This is a genomic window from Levilactobacillus zymae DSM 19395 (assembly GCF_001434115.1).
Taxonomy (GTDB): Bacteria; Bacillota; Bacilli; order Lactobacillales; family Lactobacillaceae; genus Levilactobacillus; species Levilactobacillus zymae.
Map to the genome: position 1 here is coordinate 21366 of NZ_AZDW01000014.1, position 17615 is coordinate 38980.

The following is a 17615-nucleotide window of genomic DNA, read 5'->3' on the forward strand; positions in this document are numbered from 1 at the left end:
AATTTCGGAAAGCTTAGTGCAAACGTCGATAAACCCACGGGCTAGTTAGTGTCGTTCCCAAAAGTAACCACCCTAGTCCGGCCCACCGATTCGGCTGCCCTGCCGTTTGGGGTAACCGTGAAGTACGGTGGGAAGCGGCAGTCTTAGCCTTAGTCGTTATTCGCACTTTAGTGACTGGCATATGGTGGCGCCGATGAGCGTGCGGGTGACGGTGCGCCGCGTGCCGGGACTTCGTGGGCGTCTGATTATCCGCATCGCCTAGTTCGGCCACGTGATTGAATTGGTCCGGCCGGGATTGGGGCCGGGAGTCCGTTTCCGCCACTAACGGCATTGCTAAGGTTTCCTGTAGCGCCGAATGGGGTTTGGTGACTGGGCGTCCCGGCGACAATACCGGGCGCTGCCCACTATCAGCGGTCACTGGTCCTACCGGTTGGGGTATCGCGGGGGCCGGATTTGCTGGGCCCCGGTGTGGCCGCCTTACCGGGGATGGCTGAACGGCGGGCGGCGTTACTAGCGTTGATGACGCATGACCCGAGCCGTTATGGTGCGGGCCCGCCGGTGCGGTAGCTCCCGGCCCAGTCGGCTTTTTCTGGGACTGCGGGGCTGGTTGACTTTGGTGCGGTGACTGATGTGATTGCGGCGGTGTGAGTTGCGGCGTTTCCGGTCGCTGCGGGACTTGTGGTTGATCAGTCGTAGGCTCAACTGGTTGGATTGGATGGGTTGGCCTCTCTGGCACTTCCCCTGGTTGGACCGGTCCCGCAGGCCGTTCCGTTGTGGGCTGTTTTCCTGGCTGACCCTGCGGTTGCGTGGGCGTTGGCCCGACCACGACTGGACCCGGTTGGGGTTGGGGCTGAGGCTTAGCCGGTTGCGGTGTTGCTGGCTGGGGATCCTTAGGCACTGGTAACGGCCGCTGTGTTGGCGATTGCGGGCCGTTAGAATTCGGCTTCCCTGCAGACGATTGCCCCGGGTGCGGCGCCTTATCGGCGGAACCATCGGGCATCGGTTTGGGGTTGATTGGCTGACCACCATCATGGGCACCGCCGGACTGTGATGGCCCGGGTTGGGGCCCCGGTAACGTTGGTGCTGGTGGGACCGGTTTTGTCGTGGTCGTGCCCGGTTGTTCGTTAACATGGGGAACTTCCACGGGCGGTTTAGAATTAGACGCTCCCTCCTGCGAGCTAGTTTCCGTTGACGGTGGCGTCACCACCGTCACGTGGTCTGAAGGCAGCTGTGGAACTCGATGAGCGCCTAACTTATCAATCTTTCTGATTTTAATATGCCAAGCACTACTAGAATTCATTACCGGCCGATAGGCATCTTCCGGATTTACTAATTCATACCCATCCGGTAGCGGTAAAACCGGCCATCCCCCCGCCGCATCTTTAACCGCGAAGTAAAGAATTTCCGAGCCGACCTTCTCATGATCATCAACATCGACAAAGATAACCTTCTCATCAGCCATTTGTTTACTGGTATAAATGACGTCCGTAACCTCACCTTGAATCGTTTGGTGCGGATCATAATCAAAATTCTTAGAACCATCTATCAGTTCCGATAACTGGGGGACCGCCGTATCCTCATCCTGATGCGTCAACACCGTTTTATACAGCCTGGTCTTGTACCCGCCGCCCCCAATGTCATTAGCCTTGATCCAATAATTGATGATCCGGGCATTTTCTAAATTATCCTGAGTCGGTCGTTGACTGGCGGCCCGGGCCACCGGTTGTCCCCAACTCCCACCGGCGACTAATACGCCGGCCAAACATAACCATCGTTTCCATGTCATTGTTCTAACGCCTCCCTTTGCCCTTACTTCCGCAAAGGAAGGTGTTTTTGTACGAAAAAAATGGCGTTCCCTCATCACAAGGAAACGCCATTTTTAACATTTAATTAGATTGGATTACTTGTTGATGATGGCTTCACGCGCATCTTGGTCCAAGTTGTAGAAGGAGTGAATCCCCTTGTATTCGGACGTCTTACCCAAGTTGTCTTCAATCCGCATTAATTGGTTGTACTTCGCGATCCGTTCGCCACGGCTCATCGAACCAGTCTTGATTTGACCAGCGTTCAAAGCCACAACTAAGTCGGCGATCGTCGTATCTTCAGTTTCACCAGAACGGTGAGAGATAACGGCCGTGTAACCAGCTTGCTTAGCCATTTCAACGGCTTCAACGGTTTCCGTCAAAGTCCCGATTTGGTTCAACTTGATTAAGATGGAGTTGGCAACGCCCATCTTAATCCCCTTAGCCAGGTAGTCCGTGTTGGTAACGAACAAGTCATCACCGACGATTTGGACCTTCTTGCCAAGACGCTTGGTAGCCATTTGCCAGTCTTCCCATTCGTTTTCATCCAATGGGTCTTCGATGGAAACAACTGGGTACTTGTCAACGATGCCTTCAAGCAAAGTAACGAATTCTTCAGCGGTGTAGCTCTTGCCGTCACCCTTTAATTCGTACTTCTTAGTGTCAGGGTTGTAGAATTCGGAAGAAGCACAGTCAAAGGCAATGGCAACATCCTTACCTGGAACGTAGCCGGCTTGCTTGATAGCCTTAACCAAGATTTCGAATGGTTCTTCGTTGTTCTTCAAGTCAGGGGCAAATCCACCTTCGTCACCGACGGCAGTAGAGTAACCTTCATCGTTCAAGATAGCCTTCAAGTTGTGGAAAGTTTCGGAACCCATCCGGATGGCTTCCTTAACACTCTTCGCACCAACAGGCATGATCATGAATTCTTGGAAGTCAACCTTGTTGTTGGCGTGCTTCCCACCGTTGATAACGTTCATCATTGGCGTTGGTAAAACGTGACCATTGAATCCGCCTAAGTAGTTGTACAGAGGCATTTCTAATTCGTCAGCAGCGGCCCGTGCAGCAGCTAAGGAGACACCCAAAATGGCGTTGGCACCTAACTTGCCCTTGTTTGGCGTACCATCTAAGTCGATCATGGCTTGGTCGATACCACGTTGGTCCGTAACGTCATAGCCGACGATTTCCTTAGCAATCAGCTTGTTAACGTTGTCAACGGCCTTGGTAACACCCTTACCCATGAAACGGCTCTTGTCACCATCACGAAGTTCAACAGCTTCGTGTTCACCAGTGGAGGCACCAGAAGGAACGATCCCCCGGCCCATAGCACCAGCTTCGGTGTAGAGTTCAACTTCAACAGTTGGGTTACCACGAGAGTCTAAGACTTCGCGTGCGTAAATATCAGTAATCAGTGACATTATATTCTCTCCTTATGAAAGTTTGACTTCACGGGAACAAAACGCCCATCCCACGTTACATTCTATAAGTTTAACATTGAACTTTCAATTATATTTTGTTAGTTTTCCAAATTTTGATAATTTGCGAGTTGAATAAACGAGTCTTCCGCCAGACTGGACCCACCGGCTAAGACACCGTCGACGTTGCCGCGGGCCATGAGCCCCGCGATGTTATCCGGTTTCACACTGCCCCCGTACAACACCCGAACGCCGTTGGCTAAATCATCCGAATAAATATCGGCCAAAGTTTGGCGAATCAAGTAACACCCTTCCTCGGCCTGGTCGGACGACGCGGACGTCCCGCTACCGATGGCCCAGCTGGGTTCGTAGGCCACCACGATGCGCGCAGCGTCCTCGGCGCTGACGCCCTTCAGCGCGGCGCTGACTTGATTGACCACCCAGTGAATCTTTTCACCAGATTCTCGCCGACCCATGGTTTCGTCACAGCAGACAATCGGCGTCATACCGTTACGAAAGACCGCCTGGACCTTCCGGTTGATCACGTCGTCCGTTTCGTTAAAGTACCGCCGGCGTTCCGAATGCCCACAGATGACATAGGGAATCGCCATCTGGTGGAGCGCCTTAGGGCTAATTTCTCCCGTATAGGCGCCCTCGTCTTCGTAGTAGCAGGTCTCCGCCGCTACGCGTAACACTTGGTCAACGTTGGCTTCGAGCATGGTCTCCAAGAACAGTGCCGGTGCCGCAATCGCCGTTTCCACCTTATCGGGTGCCGGTAACTTTCCCTGCACCGCGGTGACAAACGCACGGGCTTCCGCAACCGACTTATTCATCTTCCAATTCCCTGCAATCAGTGGTATCCGCAACCTAATCCGCCCCTTTAACATAAAATTACTTACGCTTCATCATCTTACCGGAATTCTCGGCAATCTACCAGTAAAAGCCCTTTCAGTCTGGCCTAATCAAAAAGCCGTGATGCTGCCACCACGGCTTCTTGTGTCTTGCGTTTACTTGTCAGAAATAGCCGCAATCCCTGGTAACGTCTTACCTTCGAGGTATTCGAGGGAAGCCCCACCACCAGTGGAAATGTGGGATAACTTGTCAGCCACACCGAGTTGTTGAACGGCGGCAGTGGAATCCCCACCACCAACGATGGTCTTGGCATCACTTAACGTGCCCAAGAACTTACCGATTTCCAACGTTCCTTCGGCGTAGTTACTCATTTCGAAGACACCCATTGGGCCGTTCCAAACAACGGTCTTGGCCGTCTTCAGAACGTCTTCGAATTCTTTGATGGACTTTGGTCCGATATCTAAGGCCATGTAGCCATCAGGAATATCGCCATCGACCGTCTTGTGCGCAGCGTCGTTGTCGAACTTTTCGGCAACCACGGAGTCAACGGGCAGTACCAGCTTGTCGCCGGCCTTGTCCAGGATTTCCTTGGCCAAGTCGATCTTGTCCTTTTCAACTAAGGAGTTCCCAATCTTCATACCCTTAGCAGCGTAGAAGGTGTAGGTCATCCCTCCACCGATCAAGACCTTGTCAGCCTTGGACAGTAAGTTGTCGATCACGCCGATCTTATCAGAAACCTTGGCACCACCTAAGATGGCGACGAATGGGTGTTCTGGATTGTCGACGGCGCCACCGATGAACTTGATTTCCTTTTCCATTAAGAAACCAGCAGCGGTTTGGGCCATGTTGGACGCAATGCCGACGTTTGAGGCGTGAGAACGGTGGGCCGTCCCGAACGCATCGTTAACGAAGACGTCACCCAGTGAAGCCCAGTACTTGCCCAATTCAGGGTCGTTGCCGGATTCACGCTTAACGTATTCGCCGTTCTTCACGTCTTCGTAACGGGTGTTTTCCATGACTAAGACGTCGCCATCGCTTAAGCCGTTAATGGCGTCTTCCAGTTGTTGACCTTCCGTGGTTGGGACGAAAGTGACTGGCTTGTTTAACAAGTTAGACAACCGTTCTGCGACTGGCCGCATGGACAGACCTGGCTTGTCGTCTTCCTTCTTAACCCGACCCAAGTGGGACAGTAAGATGGCCTTACCACCGTGTTCGATGACGTACTTGATTGTTGGCAATGCTGCCACGATCCGGTTATCGTTACCGATCACACCGTCTTTGATGGGGACGTTAAAGTCGACACGCATGAGGACTTTTTTGCCCTTTAAGTCTAAATCAGAAACCGTTAATTTCGCCAATTTAGAAAATCCTCCTTCAATTGATAACCAAAATGATTACTTTCACAATATACAGCACTTACCGGCGAATTTCAAAGGACTTCTCTTAAATTCACCGTGGCAAACAAAAACGCGTCGAGGAAGACCCTCCCCCGCCGCGTTCGTGCGTAACTTTTTATGACGCGCTTAATCACGCGGCAACGCTTTGATTAAAGAGTTGCGAACCGTAATAAAGTACGAACCATGTTGCAAGTGAAGCCCCATTCGTTATCGTACCAAGCAACGGTCTTAACCAATTGAGTGTCACCGGCAGTCGTAACTTCCGTTTGAGTTGGGTCAAAGACGGAACCATGAGGGTCGTCGATGATATCAGTGGAAACAATTTCGTCAGCGTTGTAACCGAAGGCGTCGTTGTTTTCAGTGTGCTTCTTGATAGCGTCGTTGATTTCGTCAGCAGTGACCTTCTTGTCAAGGACAGTGACTAATTCAGTCAAGGAACCATCAACGACACCGACACGTTGGGCATGGCCTTGTAACTTACCTTGTAAGTCAGGGATAACCAAACCGATAGCCTTAGCGGCACCAGTGGAGTGAGGAATCGTGTTGACGGAAGCCGTCCGGTTGTTCCGCATCTTCTTGCCACGAGGGCCATCCAAAATCATTTGGGTAGAAGTGAAGGCGTGGATCGTGGTCATCGTTCCGGCCTTGATACCGAATTCTTCGTTTAAGAAGTAAGCCATTGGTGCCAAGCAGTTCGTGGTGCAAGAACCGGCAGAAACAATGACATCGTCCTTAGTCAAGACGTCCAAGTTAACACCAGGAACAACGGTCGTGATAGGACCAGCTGGTGCGGAGATCAGAACCCGCTTAACACCGGCATCGATGTGAGCGTGAGCCTTTTCTTCGGAAGTGTAGAAACCGGTACATTCGAGAACGAAGTCAACCCCATCGTTCTTAACCCAAGGAATGTTTTGAGCCTTTGGTTCAGCGTAAACAGGGTATTCCTTACCGTCAACCACAATGCCCTTGTCCGTGGATGAAACTTCGCCAGGGAAACGGCCATGAGTTGAGTCGTACTTCAGTAAGTAAGCTAACATGGAAGGCGTCGTTAAATCGTTGATAGCGACAACTTCGATGTCATCAGAGTGAAGTTCGTGAATCCGCTTGAAAGCCAAACGACCGATACGGCCGAAACCATTAATACCAATCTTTACAGTCATACTGTGATTTCCTCCTTCAGGAAGCAAAACAAAGATATTTTTTAAAAAGCAGTACAGTTAAAGTGTATCACTTTTTTAAAACAAAGTCAGCAGCTCCTTGATCCGTAATCAACCAAGTTTGAGCTGGCGCTAAATGCATGTACGCCTGAATCGCGGTCCCCTTTTCGGAGCCCCCCGCCACGGCGATCACCAAGGACTTGGTGGCCAAATCGGCGATACCTAGACCAATCCGGGGTAACTCGCTGACCACGTGGCCTTGCGCATCGAAGAAGACCCCAAAGGCCTCCCCCACCGCATGAGCAGCGTTCAGGTTGGCAATCACGTCCGGCGCGATATTGCGCCGTTGGGCCATCGCCAACGCCTGACCGATGCCGTGAACCACCACGGTGCTCTGTTCAATCAACTGGAGCACCGCGTGAATGGCGGGTTCTGCAAATAACGACTTGTAAGTTTGGACGTTGAGTTGCTCAGGGACGTACAACGACCGGAATTGACCGTTAGTCCGTTGGGCCATCTGCGCGCTCACGGCGTTAGCCTGAATCTCCGGTGCTTCGCCGATACCCCCGCGGGCGGGAACGAACAGCAACTGCCGTTGATTACTCAACGACGGCGTGAGGCTCGCCGCCACGGTGGCCATGGTGTGGCCGCCCATCACGGCGACCGTACTGGCCCCCGTGGGGAGTTGATCGGCCAAGACACCCTTAGCGCCCTGAGCCAGGGCACTTAACGACCCATTGGGCTGCGAACTGTCCCCCGCCACAATCGTGCAGTGGGCGATGCCTAACCGCTGGGCTAGCTCGCGTTCCTGTTGTTGCCGCCCAGCGAGCGTCGCCATCACGGGCGTCAGTCCCGTCAGGAGTCGCTGCCCGTCCGGCGTGATCTGCATTCCCCGGACCGTCATCTGAATGAAGCCCAGGGTCGCTAACGCATCAGTAGTAGTCCGCACAGTCCGCTCGGTGCAGGCGAGTTGGGTGGCCAGCGTTCGCCGACCAACCGGTTGGAGCTGAGCAATCCCTCGTAACACCCGAAAGCGCGTGGTCAGCTTACTGACCATCTGGGGCACGATTGCTTCGACCCATTGCCATTCGTCTTGCATCCAACTTACCTCCTAGTGGGACACTAGTCGACCAGGGTGGCAAGAATCCGCCCACCTAAGCCAAAAAAATATCGGTCAACGTCTCGCTAACCTAACTTACTGTGCCATTATAAGCCCCGACCTGACGAAATAGCAAGTCTTTCCCCTCGAGAAGTTGGGTGGTGTTTCTAACGGCACGTAGCCTTGGCTAACCAACTACCGTCACCGGGTTAAGTCAACCAACAAAAAAGGCCGGAACCTTCGTCCCGACCGCCGAGTAATTGCTGTGATGCGCCCGGAGGGAATCGAACCCCCATTTCAAGAACCGGAATCTTACGTGCGATCCATTACACTACGGGCGCATAGTTGCTGTGCTCAACAACACTTAACTACTATAACCGATTTTGCATAAAAATACAAGGTCCTTTTTAAATTATCCGGTTTGACCCGCTTCCTTTTCCCCAGTTTGCCGCCCGTTTTTTCCATAAAACATGCTATAATAACCTCGCGCAGTGTTAAGCGAAGCGGTCCCCACTACGGGTCTGCCACTAGCACTACCCGTAGCAGCAAGCACCACCATTACTTTATGTTGGGAGTCTACCGGACCATGACGCACGAAAAAACGTTTCGCCTGGTGATCGATGCACTACTTATCGCCATCGTATTACTACAGAATATTCTACCATTTTTAGGCTACATTCCCTTCGGCCCATTCAGTATGACCTTGATTGGGTTGACCGTGATCGTCGCGGGGGTCGCCTTGGGTCCCGGTGATGGCGCCCTGATTGGGGGGGCCTGGGGATTAATGACCTTTATTCGGGCCTTCGCATGGCCGACTAGTCCCGTGGCGCCACTAGTGTTCACGAATCCGCTGGTCTCGATTCTTCCCCGCCTATTAATGGGGATTGCCGCCGGCTACCTCTACCGGTGGGCCCGCCATCGACGTCACTGGGGCATGCACCGCTCGATGCGCTTAGCTGCCGCCTGCGCCGCTCTGGTCAACAGCCTGCTGGTCCTCGGTCTGGTCTATTTCTTCTATCAAACTCCGGCCGTGGCTCACGCCTTCGGGGCGACGGGCAATCAAACGTTAGGCTACGTGCTGATGATCTCCCTTCTAACCAACGCCGTGCCCGAACTGATTTTGGACGTCCTGGTCGCACCCGTCATTGCGGTACCCCTCCGACAACATTGGGACCGCATTCGACCTAAAGCTAAAACTAAAGCTTAATTTTCAGCCACCGGCTCTGCCGGTGGCTTTTTTAAGTTGTTTCACCATGAGCTTTCCCGTATAGAAGACCACCAGTGGTTAAATTTCTTCCCGGTTTGGTTAAATTTAGCCCTAGCCGGTGACGACTTATGTCTTCATACTTAATCCATTAAGGAAGTGAACCATGATGTCTCGCACCAATTCTCAACAATTAGCCGCTATTCTCCTGGCCTTAGACCACTTTTACGATCTCTGGCACGACTCCGCTTCGGCCCTGCACTTACGCGAGTACACAACGCTACAAGCCGTCACACCGCGCCACCACATCGTGCAGTGTCGCGTTTGGGCCCAAACCGACGGCTCCCAGACCGTAAACCTTCCCGTCGTGCGTTTCGATGACGGCGAAGACGTGGTCATCCTGCACTATCCCGCCGCCACGCTAGCGCAGTTGCCCTCGGTGATCACCACGGCGAATGCGACCTACGTGGTCACGTTGGTCAACGAGCTCATCCGGCTAGTCGATCTGGATACCCAGCTTTAGCCATTAACTTGACCAGCGAACGAAACGCTGGCAATTGCCAACCTAAAAGTTGATTCTGAAAGCTAAAAAAAGCCGCCACTCAATTGAGTGACGACTTTTTGTGATGCGCCCGGAGGGAATCGAACCCCCATTTCAAGAACCGGAATCTTACGTGCGATCCATTACACTACGGGCGCATAGCGCTGATGTCCTTAACAGAACATTAACCACTATACCCGACTCACGTTTGAAATTCAAGGGGTAATTTTAGATTTAAACGTAGATTACGGTCAGTCCCGATAACGACAGTCGGCCCTGGATCACGACCGTGGGCCCGTCGCCGGGGGTGTGACTGCCCTTCTCCTCGACGCCACCCAGGCTTGAATCGACCGCAATCTTCACCGGCCAAGTCCGGGGAAGGTACAGCTCCGCGCCGCCCAACGATACGTCGAGATTAATCACCGCGCCGTTGGGATTCAGCCGGACATCATCGCAGTACAGCTTGGCGTCGCCCATCCGGACCCACACATCGGCGCGTTGAAAATCCTGCGACTGTAAGTACCGGATGCTACTGCCCATGTTCACACTGACCCGCGTCTGAGCCTCGTCCGTGGTCATCCGTTCCGTGGTTTGCCGCCCGTGATGCCAATTATTTTGCTGATGATACTGATAATGGTAATTAAAGTAATGGTGCGGATTCAAAATTAACGACAACCCAATGGTCACCAGTAAAGCCACGCCCAAGATGGTCCACGGCCCCAGCGCCGTGATGCCTAACGGCTTGGCAAATAAAATCGCTAACGCCGCCAGGCCAAAAACCGTCCCGGTGATTCCCCGGTGGGCCAGGCTAAAGACCACAATGGCCACCATGAAAATGCCAAATAAGATTCGCCAAAACCCGAACTGATACGGCAGGAGGCCCAGCTGACTTAAGACCAGCACCACGGCCCCCACAATAAAGAAACTCCCCCAAAACCAACGTCGACCCGTATTCATCCTAATTGCCCCTTTCGTTCTAATGCCCGTTTAACGTCACCGTAATAGCGACGGGACACGTATAATTGCTTATGTGACTGCTGAAATTTGACCAAGTTCCCCGTTAGCGACCTGGTCAGTGACGCCACCTGATTACGGTTCAAAATGGCGGATTTGGATGCCCGGATAAATTGATCGGGTAATCGTTCGGCCAACTGATACAACGGTTCACGGGTGGTATAAAGTTGGTCAGCCGTGTGGACCGTGACCTGGTGGCCCGCCGCCTCACAGAATAGGATGGTCGCGATGGCAACGCGAACCTGCCGCCCCCGGTGACTGAGCGTCAGCTGTTGGGGTGTCACGGCCGCTTGAAGCGCGGCCACCAGTTCCGCCGTCCCCGCCGTTTGGGGTGGCACCCGCAGGACCACTTCCGGCGTGGTTAATTTTTCGTCTTGTTCGATGCGGACCCGCACGGCCATCCCTCCTTTAATATCTCTAGTACACCATAGCCGCTCTGCCTTGTAAACACGCCGCGCACAACGGGGTTCGTTCGCGACCCAACCGGTCATTTTGCGGTGATAGAATACGTGACGTTTAGCCATTTTCTGTTATGATGGGGCTAGTTAAATGGTTCTGGGTCATCAGTAAGTCATTTCGTTTGACCTATTCTGACCATAGCGGTACACTGACAACATGTTAGCAAACTGCTAGCCATTCTATGTAAATTCAAAGGAGGCTATCTTGTCATGAATTTAGTACCAACGGTTATCGAACAATCATCCCGTGGCGAACGGGCTTATGATATTTATTCACGACTTTTAAAAGACCGGATCATCATGTTATCCGGCCCCATCGAAGATGACATGGCCAACGCCATCATCGCGCAATTGCTCTTCTTGGATGCCCAAGATTCCACTAAGGACATTTCCTTGTACATCAATTCCCCTGGTGGTGTCGTTTCTTCCGGGTTAGCCATTTACGATACCATGAACTTCATCCAATCCGACGTGCAAACGATCACGTTAGGGATGGCAGCTTCCATGGCGAGTGTCTTGGCTTCCTCCGGGACCAAGGGCAAGCGGTTTGCCTTACCACACGCCCAAGTCATGATTCACCAACCTTCTGGTGGTGCTCAAGGTCAACAAACCGAAATCGAAATTGCGGCGCGTGAAATCTTGAAGACCCGGAAGTTGATCAACCAAATCTTGGCAGACAACTCCGGTCAACCAATCGAACGCATCAACAAAGACACCGAACGGGACAACTACTTAAGTGCCCAGGATGCCGTTGATTACGGTCTGATCGACCACATCATGACCAACAGTTCCGAACAAAAGAAGTAATCTTCGCGAACTCCTTGCGATTAAAAAAACGTTCTCGTCAATCGACGGGAACGTTTTTTGTTGTTCACAACTGCGCTCAGTTAGTTTAGTTTTTAAACGAATGAATCGGTGCCGGGATGTGACCCCCCCGCGCGATGAAGGCTTGGGGTTGGCTGGCGTTAATTGGCATTACCGGGGCTCGCCCGAACAAGCCCCCAAACTCGACCTCGTCGCCCACACCCTTACCCGGTGCCGGGATCACCCGCACGGCGGTAGTCTTGTTATTGATCATCCCAATCGCCGCTTCGTCGGCAATCATGCCGCTAATGCTGGCCGCGCTGGTGTCACCGGGGATGGCAATCATGTCCAGGCCCACGGAGCAGACCGCCGTCATGGCCTCGAGTTTCTCGATGCCCAAACGCCCGGCCCGCACGGCGCGAATCATTTCGGCATCTTCGGAAACCGGGATGAACGCCCCGGATAAGCCGCCCACGTGTTCGCAGGCCATCACGCCACCCTTTTTAACGGCATCGTTGAGGAGGGCCAAGGCCGCCGTGGTTCCCGGCGCACCCACGCTTTCCAGACCGATTTCTTCCAGGATCTCGGCGACGGAATCCCCTTCATTTGGCGTTGGGGCCAACGATAAGTCGACAATCCCAAACGGCACACCCAGGCGCTCGGACGCGATACTGCCCACGAACTGCCCCATTCGGGTGACCTTGAAGGCTGTCTTCTTGATTTGTTCGGAAACCACGTCGATGCGTTGGCCGCGCACCTGTTCTAAGGCTCGTTTGACCACGCCGGGACCGCTAATACCGACGTTGATGATGCGATCGGCCTCCCCGACGCCGTGGAAGGCCCCCGCCATGAAGGGATTATCCTCCACGGCGTTGGCAAAGACCACCAGGCTCATGCAATTGACCGGGTCGATGGCCGCGGTCTGCTTAATGATGCGGCCCAGTTCGCCCACCGCGTCCAGATTGATGCCGGCCCGCGTCGAGCCAATGTTGACCGAACTGCAGACCCGACTGGTTTCGGCTAAGGCTTGCGGAATCGAGGCAATCAGCTTGCGGTCCCCACTTTGATAGCCCTTCTGGACCAGCGCGGAGAAGCCCCCAATCAGGTCGACCCCGATGGCTTCGGCCGCCCGTTCCATGGTTTGTGCGTAGGCCACGTAATCCGCATCACTACTTGCGGCCGCCACCAACGCGATCGGCGTCACGGCAATCCGCTTGTTGATGATGGGAATCCCGTATTCCGTTTGAATCTGACCAGCCACCTTGACCAGGTCCTTGGCGCTGGTGGTAATTTTATCGTAAATCTTCTGGCGGGCCTTAGCCCCATCGCTATCGATACAATCCAACAGGGAAATCCCCATGGTAATCGTGCGAATATCCAGATTTTCTTCATCAATCATTTGAATCGTTTCGAGAATTGACCGACTCTCCATCTGCCCGCCCCCTATAACTTTTGGATGGCGTCAAAAACCGCCTGCCGCTGAATGCGAATCGTGAGGTCGTTGGCCTGACCCAGTTGTTCCAACAATTGCTTGGCTGCCACAAAGCTTAAATTAGCCTCGTCCCACTCACTTAGTAACATCATGGTGAAATTCTGGTCCATGATAGTTTGCGAAATATCGACAATGTTCATGTCGTGCTGGGACAGTTCGTTAGCGACCGCCGCCACGATGCCCACGTGGTCGTGCCCGATCACCGTAATAATTGCTCGCATTAGTTGTACCTCCAACTCAATATTTGTTAGCTATTATGATAGCACGGCTGAATTGAAAGCGCACTCACTCTTTTGCCACGCTTGTCGCTAAAAAGGCCGTTTCTCGGGGATTGATTCCCGAGAAACGGCCTTTTGGTTTTAGTCATAATTTGGTCCCAACGCTGGGATTTCGCCCGTAGGCTGGCGCCATCTGCGGCCGCTGAAACGTGCTTTTAGGGGACAGCCAGTTCCGCTTAACCCCATTTCGGCGATTAGCCAAGCCCATTCAATCATTGGTATCTCGCCCGTAGACTAGCGTCATCTGCGGCTTCTGAAACGTGCGACTGACGGGCAGCTGGTTCCGCTTAACCCCGTTTCGACAACTAGCCAAACTCATTCAATCATTGGTATCTCGCCCGTAGACTAGCGCTATCTGCGGCTTCTGAAACGTGCTTATCAGGGGCAACGGGTTCCGCTTAACCCCACTAACGGAATCATCCCCCAAAATCGGGGATAATCCCGTTAGTGGCCTTAATGCTCGCCCGCTGACCGCCCCTGAACGCACTCTACGCCTCACGCAACTGCTTGGCGTAATCGTTGATCTTTCGTAATCGGTGGTTGATCCCGGACTTCGAGATTGGCCCACCCGGTACCAGGTCGCCCAATTCCTTGAGACTGACCTCCCGGTGCGCCAGACGCGTTTCCGCTACCTCGCGTAACTTGGTCGGCAGTTGTCCCAACCCCACCGTTGCCTCAATGTATTGAATATTATCAATTTGACGCGTCGAGGCGTTAGCCACCTTGTCCAGATTGGCGTTTTCGCAGTTGACCAGTCGGTTGACCGAATTGCGCATATCACGCATGATACGGACGTCCTCAAACTTCAACATCGCCGTGGTGGCCCCGATCAACGACAAAAAGTCGGCAATCTTTTCGGCCCCCTTGAGGTAGGTAATGTAGCCACTGCGCCGTTCAATGGACCGGGCGTTGAGGTTGTACTGGTTCATCATCTTGGCAATCATCTGGTTATGCTCCTCGTACAAGGAGTAGATTTCCAGATGGTAGCGACTGGTTTCGGGATTGTTGACCGACCCGCCGGCCAAAAAAGCCCCCCGTAAGTACGACCGCATCTGCAGGTCGGACTTGAGGATGCTTTCCGGGACGGATTCGGAGAGTTGGACGCCGTCGAAGATGCCGAGATCCGACAAGACTTCGGTCACGCCCGTTTTGACCCGCACGATGTACAGGTTATTTTTCTTGAGCTTCATTTTTCGCCGCACCAGTAATTCGCTCTCCAGGTCGTAGAACTGCTTGAGCAGTTGGTACATCCGGCGCGCGATGGCGGGATTTTCCGTTTGGACGTTCAGGACAAAGTGGTGGTTCGCCAAGCCCAGGGCCCCGTTCATCCGAATCAGGGCCACCAGTTCGGCCTTGGCATTGTCCCGGTGAACTTCCAACGTGGTCAGCTCTTTTTTGACTTCGCTGGCATAAGACATGTGGTTAAGACCCCCGATCGATACGGTAACGCGGTTGGCCAATCAGGTTCAGCAGTTCGCTGACCACCTCTTGACCGTTATGAAACGCCCCGTTATCGCGTAATTGTAAGAAGTCCGTCGAAATCACCCGACAACCTTGGTCGCGGAGACCTTGGAAGTCGTGACGGACCGGCTGAGACATTTCGTCCCACCGTTGATAGTCGATGTATTGGTCGGGCACCTTGCGGGTGTTGACCAATACCGTGTCAATAAAGTTCGTGTTTAAATGCTGGTTCAAGACCCGCACGTGATCGGCGTCGGTAAAGTTTTCGGTCTCACCTTTTTGCGTCATGATATTACAGATGTAGACCACCTCGGCCGGGCTTTCCCGGACCGCGTTGCCGACGCTTTCGATCATCAGGTTCGGTAGGATACTGGTAAATAAACTCCCCGGTCCCAGGACGATTTGATCGGCGTTCATGATGGCGTCGATCACGGGCTGGACCGCGTGGGGTTGCTGGTGGTGGTCACTGGTTTCGACCCACACCCGTTTGATCAGTTTGTGCGCCGCCGTGATCTCCGATTCCCCACTCAAAGTACTGCCATCGGCAAACTGGGCGTGCAATTCCAGCGGTTCGTTGGCCGCCGGGTAGATGTGGCCGTTGACCCGCATCAGTTGGGACAACTCCTGCACCGCATCGAAAATACCGCCCTTCATCTCGGACAGCGCCGCGATAATCAGGTTGCCGATCGCGTGACCGGCAAAGAAGTCGTCGGTGGTTTCGAAACGGTATTGAAATAGGTCTTTATAAATGTCGGGCACCTCGGCTAAGGCCACCATCACGTTACGAATGTCACCAGGTGGCACCACGTTGACGTAATGGCGAATGATACCTGAGGACCCGCCGTCATCGGCCACGGTCACGACCGCGGTGATGTCGACGTTTTGGTCCCGCAGGTTCCGTAAAATGACGGGTAACCCGGTTCCCCCACCGATCACGACAATCTTCGGCCGGTGGGTATGCATAGGATCTCTCATGAGCGGTTAGCGGACTCCTTTCTCTTCTCGATGTCGCGGTGGGTCACGTGGACGGGGTACTGGTCCCCGAGCGCTTGCCCGATGCGTTGGGCCAAGGCGACCGAGCGGTGTTGCCCGCCGGTACACCCAATGGCGATGGTGAGGTTAGCCTTACCTTCTTTTTTATAACCCGGCATGATGGATTGCAGCAGACCCAGGAAGCGCTGATAAAAAGCCTCGGTCTGGGGCTGCTTCATCACGTAATCGTAGACCGGTTGGTCCAAGCCCGTCTGGTCCCGTAACTCTGGTAAATAGTACGGGTTAGGCAGGAACCGCACGTCCATCACGATGTCGGCGTCGATGGGCAAGCCGTACTTGAACCCGAAGGACATGACCTCGATGTGGAACGTCTGGGTAGTTTCGGTTTCGTAGTTGTGGAAAATCTCTTCGCGGAGTTTGCGCGGCGTAATCTTGGTGGTGTCGATCACCAACTGGGCCGCCTGCCGAATCGGGGCTAATAGCCGCCGCTCGCGTTGAATCCCCTCCATGACCCGGCCGTTACGGGCCAACGGGTGGGAGCGCCGGGTCTCCTTGTAACGGGAGACCAGTTCTTCGTCGGAGGCGTCGAGGAACAGCACCTGAGCCTGCATGGTCCCGTGGATCGCCACGTCGTTTAGCATCCGCACGATTTCGTCGTAAAACGCCCGCGACCGTAAGTCGATCACCAGGGCAATCTTGTTGAGCTTACCGGATTCACGCACCAAGTCCCAGAACTTGGGCAGTAACGATGGCGGTAAATTATCAATGCAGAAGTAGCCTAAGTCTTCAAAACTTTGCATGGCCACGGTTTTACCGGCCCCACTCATCCCGGTAATGATTACCAAATGTACCTGTTCAGTCATGTGTGTCACCCTCTCTACCGAAAAATCGTCTTTCTGCAGTATAGCACACCGGGCGTGTCTTTCCTAATATTTGCCAGAATCCGCCGAATTCAACGTTCAAACTGGCCGGATAGCCACCAAAAAAGGCCCGACCCATCGGCCCGACCTTCATTTACAAACTTATTGGCGACTCCGCGCGATGGCGATCCAAATCGCGTTCACCCCGAAGACCGCGAAGAACACCGCAATCAACGTGTTGAGCGATAGGGCCGCGACCACCGGGTTAATAAATAACATGATCCCGATAATCAACGTCAAGACGTCTAAAATCATCGATACCCAGAAGAAGCCCCCACCAAAACTCCGCAGGTGACTCCCCACGATGAGCCGTTCGATCGAATCAAAGATAAACCACAGGGCAAACAAGTAGCCCAGCGTGACAATGGCACTGTTCATATCGAAGAAGAACACCACCGCAATCAAGATATCCAAGATGCCGAAGACCAGCGCGAAGTTCGCGCGAATCCCCGTGACTTCGTGTAATTTACGGTAGCCCGCAATCGTGGTCAACCCACTCAAGAGCGCCATGACCGCAAAGATAATGGCTAAGCCCGTCAACCCAATCTTAGGTGAGCGGAACAGACCATACGCGGCAACGATGAACAAAATGCCGAGAATGAATTCGCCCCAATCAAAGCCCCACCGGGTCCGGTTCATATTAAACATGCTGTGACACTTCCTCTCACAAGTTCAGTCGTGTGTGACTGGTTTTATCCATTGTACTGGTTTTCCAAATTTCCTACAAG

Annotated in this window: 17 protein-coding genes and 2 tRNA genes; 3 read left to right on the plus strand and 16 right to left on the minus strand. The window is 53.5% G+C overall.

From position 1 onward, the window contains the following. Positions 1 to 13: 13 nt before the first annotated feature. From FD38_RS12750 to FD38_RS03280, 7 genes are all read right to left on the minus strand, one after another. Positions 14 to 1786, minus strand: coding sequence for a hypothetical protein (locus FD38_RS12750; RefSeq protein WP_147007845.1), 1773 nt, complete (start codon positions 1784 to 1786; stop codon positions 14 to 16). Positions 1787 to 1900: 114 nt separating this feature from the next. Continuing rightward, a complete protein-coding gene (gene eno / locus FD38_RS03255; RefSeq protein WP_057731094.1) occupies positions 1901 to 3220 on the minus strand; it encodes a phosphopyruvate hydratase in 1320 nt (439 codons plus the stop codon). Between the two features lie 98 nt (positions 3221 to 3318). Next, complete coding sequence (tpiA, locus tag FD38_RS03260; protein ID WP_057731096.1) at positions 3319 to 4083, minus strand: triose-phosphate isomerase; 765 nt, start codon at positions 4081 to 4083, stop codon at positions 3319 to 3321. Between the two features lie 141 nt (positions 4084 to 4224). Continuing rightward, positions 4225 to 5427 (minus strand): phosphoglycerate kinase, encoded by a 1203-nt coding sequence (locus FD38_RS03265; RefSeq protein ID WP_057731097.1) that lies wholly within the window; start codon positions 5425 to 5427, stop codon positions 4225 to 4227. A 188-nt stretch (positions 5428 to 5615) separates the two neighbouring features. Next, the gene (gene gap, locus FD38_RS03270; protein ID WP_057731099.1) at positions 5616 to 6626 is read right to left on the minus strand and encodes a type I glyceraldehyde-3-phosphate dehydrogenase; all 1011 of its coding nucleotides are present in this window, start codon (positions 6624 to 6626) and stop codon (positions 5616 to 5618) included. 67 nt (positions 6627 to 6693) lie between these two features. Further along, positions 6694 to 7722 carry a sugar-binding transcriptional regulator gene (locus FD38_RS03275; protein ID WP_057731101.1) on the minus strand — a complete coding sequence of 343 codons (1029 nt, stop codon included), beginning with the start codon at positions 7720 to 7722 and terminating at the stop codon, positions 6694 to 6696. 269 nt (positions 7723 to 7991) lie between these two features. Next, a tRNA-Arg gene (locus tag FD38_RS03280) sits at positions 7992 to 8063 on the minus strand. Positions 8064 to 8308: 245 nt separating this feature from the next. On the opposite strand from FD38_RS03280, the gene FD38_RS03285 reads away from it, so the two are divergent. Both FD38_RS03285 and FD38_RS03290 read left to right on the plus strand, forming a co-directional pair. Continuing rightward, positions 8309 to 8929, plus strand: coding sequence for an ECF transporter S component (locus FD38_RS03285; protein ID WP_057731102.1), 621 nt, complete (start codon positions 8309 to 8311; stop codon positions 8927 to 8929). A 166-nt stretch (positions 8930 to 9095) separates the two neighbouring features. Beyond that, positions 9096 to 9449: a hypothetical protein gene (locus FD38_RS03290; protein ID WP_057731104.1), complete on the plus strand. Its 354-nt coding sequence runs from the start codon at positions 9096 to 9098 to the stop codon at positions 9447 to 9449. 104 nt (positions 9450 to 9553) lie between these two features. Here FD38_RS03290 and FD38_RS03295 read toward each other — a convergent pair. The 3 genes from FD38_RS03295 to FD38_RS03305 all read right to left on the minus strand — a co-directional run bounded on the left by FD38_RS03295 (position 9554) and on the right by FD38_RS03305 (position 10882). Continuing rightward, positions 9554 to 9625, minus strand: a tRNA-Arg gene (locus FD38_RS03295). Between the two features lie 76 nt (positions 9626 to 9701). Next, positions 9702 to 10424, minus strand: coding sequence for a LiaF transmembrane domain-containing protein (locus tag FD38_RS03300; RefSeq protein WP_057731105.1), 723 nt, complete (start codon positions 10422 to 10424; stop codon positions 9702 to 9704). After that, on the minus strand, positions 10421 to 10882 hold the full coding sequence (locus FD38_RS03305; RefSeq protein WP_225430792.1) for a LytTR family DNA-binding domain-containing protein: 462 nt from the start codon (positions 10880 to 10882) through the stop codon (positions 10421 to 10423). Before FD38_RS03305 ends, FD38_RS03300 begins: the two co-directional genes overlap by 4 nt. A 267-nt stretch (positions 10883 to 11149) precedes the next feature. On the opposite strand from FD38_RS03305, the gene clpP reads away from it, so the two are divergent. After that, entirely contained in the window at positions 11150 to 11746 is a 597-nt protein-coding gene (gene clpP / locus FD38_RS03310; RefSeq protein ID WP_057731106.1) for an ATP-dependent Clp endopeptidase proteolytic subunit ClpP, read from the plus strand. An 85-nt stretch (positions 11747 to 11831) separates the two neighbouring features. Here the strand turns inward: clpP and FD38_RS03315 are convergent, their stop codons facing one another. The 6 genes from FD38_RS03315 to FD38_RS03340 form a co-directional block, all read right to left on the minus strand. Next, entirely contained in the window at positions 11832 to 13175 is a 1344-nt protein-coding gene (locus FD38_RS03315) for a PFL family protein (RefSeq protein ID WP_057731108.1), read from the minus strand. 11 nt (positions 13176 to 13186) lie between these two features. Further along, entirely contained in the window at positions 13187 to 13456 is a 270-nt protein-coding gene (locus FD38_RS03320) for an ACT domain-containing protein (protein WP_057731110.1), read from the minus strand. A 545-nt stretch (positions 13457 to 14001) separates the two neighbouring features. Then, the gene (gene whiA / locus FD38_RS03325) at positions 14002 to 14931 is read right to left on the minus strand and encodes a DNA-binding protein WhiA (RefSeq protein ID WP_057731112.1); all 930 of its coding nucleotides are present in this window, start codon (positions 14929 to 14931) and stop codon (positions 14002 to 14004) included. Between the two features lie 4 nt (positions 14932 to 14935). After that, positions 14936 to 15949, minus strand: coding sequence for a gluconeogenesis factor YvcK family protein (locus FD38_RS03330; RefSeq protein ID WP_057731114.1), 1014 nt, complete (start codon positions 15947 to 15949; stop codon positions 14936 to 14938). Then, positions 15946 to 16830 (minus strand): RNase adapter RapZ, encoded by an 885-nt coding sequence (rapZ, locus tag FD38_RS03335; protein ID WP_057731116.1) that lies wholly within the window; start codon positions 16828 to 16830, stop codon positions 15946 to 15948. The genes FD38_RS03330 and rapZ overlap by 4 nt, the downstream gene beginning before the upstream one ends. 159 nt (positions 16831 to 16989) lie before the next feature. Continuing rightward, positions 16990 to 17535, minus strand: a complete 546-nt coding sequence (locus FD38_RS03340; protein ID WP_057731118.1) for an HdeD family acid-resistance protein — start codon at positions 17533 to 17535, stop codon at positions 16990 to 16992. Positions 17536 to 17615 lie beyond the last annotated feature (80 nt).

Excerpts from the sequence above, each read along its gene's own strand:
- FD38_RS12750 (WP_147007845.1), bottom strand. The coding sequence starts at position 1,786 with ATGACATGGAAACGATGGTTATGTTTGGCCGGCGTATTAGTCGCCGGT.
- eno (WP_057731094.1), bottom strand. The coding sequence starts at position 3,220 with ATGTCACTGATTACTGATATTTACGCACGCGAAGTCTTAGACTCTCGT.
- gap (WP_057731099.1), bottom strand. The coding sequence starts at position 6,626 with ATGACTGTAAAGATTGGTATTAATGGTTTCGGCCGTATCGGTCGTTTG.
- FD38_RS03275 (WP_057731101.1), bottom strand. The coding sequence starts at position 7,722 with ATGCAAGACGAATGGCAATGGGTCGAAGCAATCGTGCCCCAGATGGTC.
- FD38_RS03285 (WP_057731102.1), top strand. The coding sequence starts at position 8,309 with ATGACGCACGAAAAAACGTTTCGCCTGGTGATCGATGCACTACTTATC.
- FD38_RS03290 (WP_057731104.1), top strand. The coding sequence starts at position 9,096 with ATGTCTCGCACCAATTCTCAACAATTAGCCGCTATTCTCCTGGCCTTA.
- FD38_RS03300 (WP_057731105.1), bottom strand. The coding sequence starts at position 10,424 with ATGAATACGGGTCGACGTTGGTTTTGGGGGAGTTTCTTTATTGTGGGG.
- FD38_RS03305 (WP_225430792.1), bottom strand. The coding sequence starts at position 10,882 with ATGGCCGTGCGGGTCCGCATCGAACAAGACGAAAAATTAACCACGCCG.
- clpP (WP_057731106.1), top strand. The coding sequence starts at position 11,150 with ATGAATTTAGTACCAACGGTTATCGAACAATCATCCCGTGGCGAACGG.
- FD38_RS03315 (WP_057731108.1), bottom strand. The coding sequence starts at position 13,175 with ATGGAGAGTCGGTCAATTCTCGAAACGATTCAAATGATTGATGAAGAA.
- FD38_RS03320 (WP_057731110.1), bottom strand. The coding sequence starts at position 13,456 with ATGCGAGCAATTATTACGGTGATCGGGCACGACCACGTGGGCATCGTG.
- whiA (WP_057731112.1), bottom strand. The coding sequence starts at position 14,931 with ATGTCTTATGCCAGCGAAGTCAAAAAAGAGCTGACCACGTTGGAAGTT.
- FD38_RS03330 (WP_057731114.1), bottom strand. The coding sequence starts at position 15,949 with ATGAGAGATCCTATGCATACCCACCGGCCGAAGATTGTCGTGATCGGT.
- rapZ (WP_057731116.1), bottom strand. The coding sequence starts at position 16,830 with ATGACTGAACAGGTACATTTGGTAATCATTACCGGGATGAGTGGGGCC.
- FD38_RS03340 (WP_057731118.1), bottom strand. The coding sequence starts at position 17,535 with ATGTTTAATATGAACCGGACCCGGTGGGGCTTTGATTGGGGCGAATTC.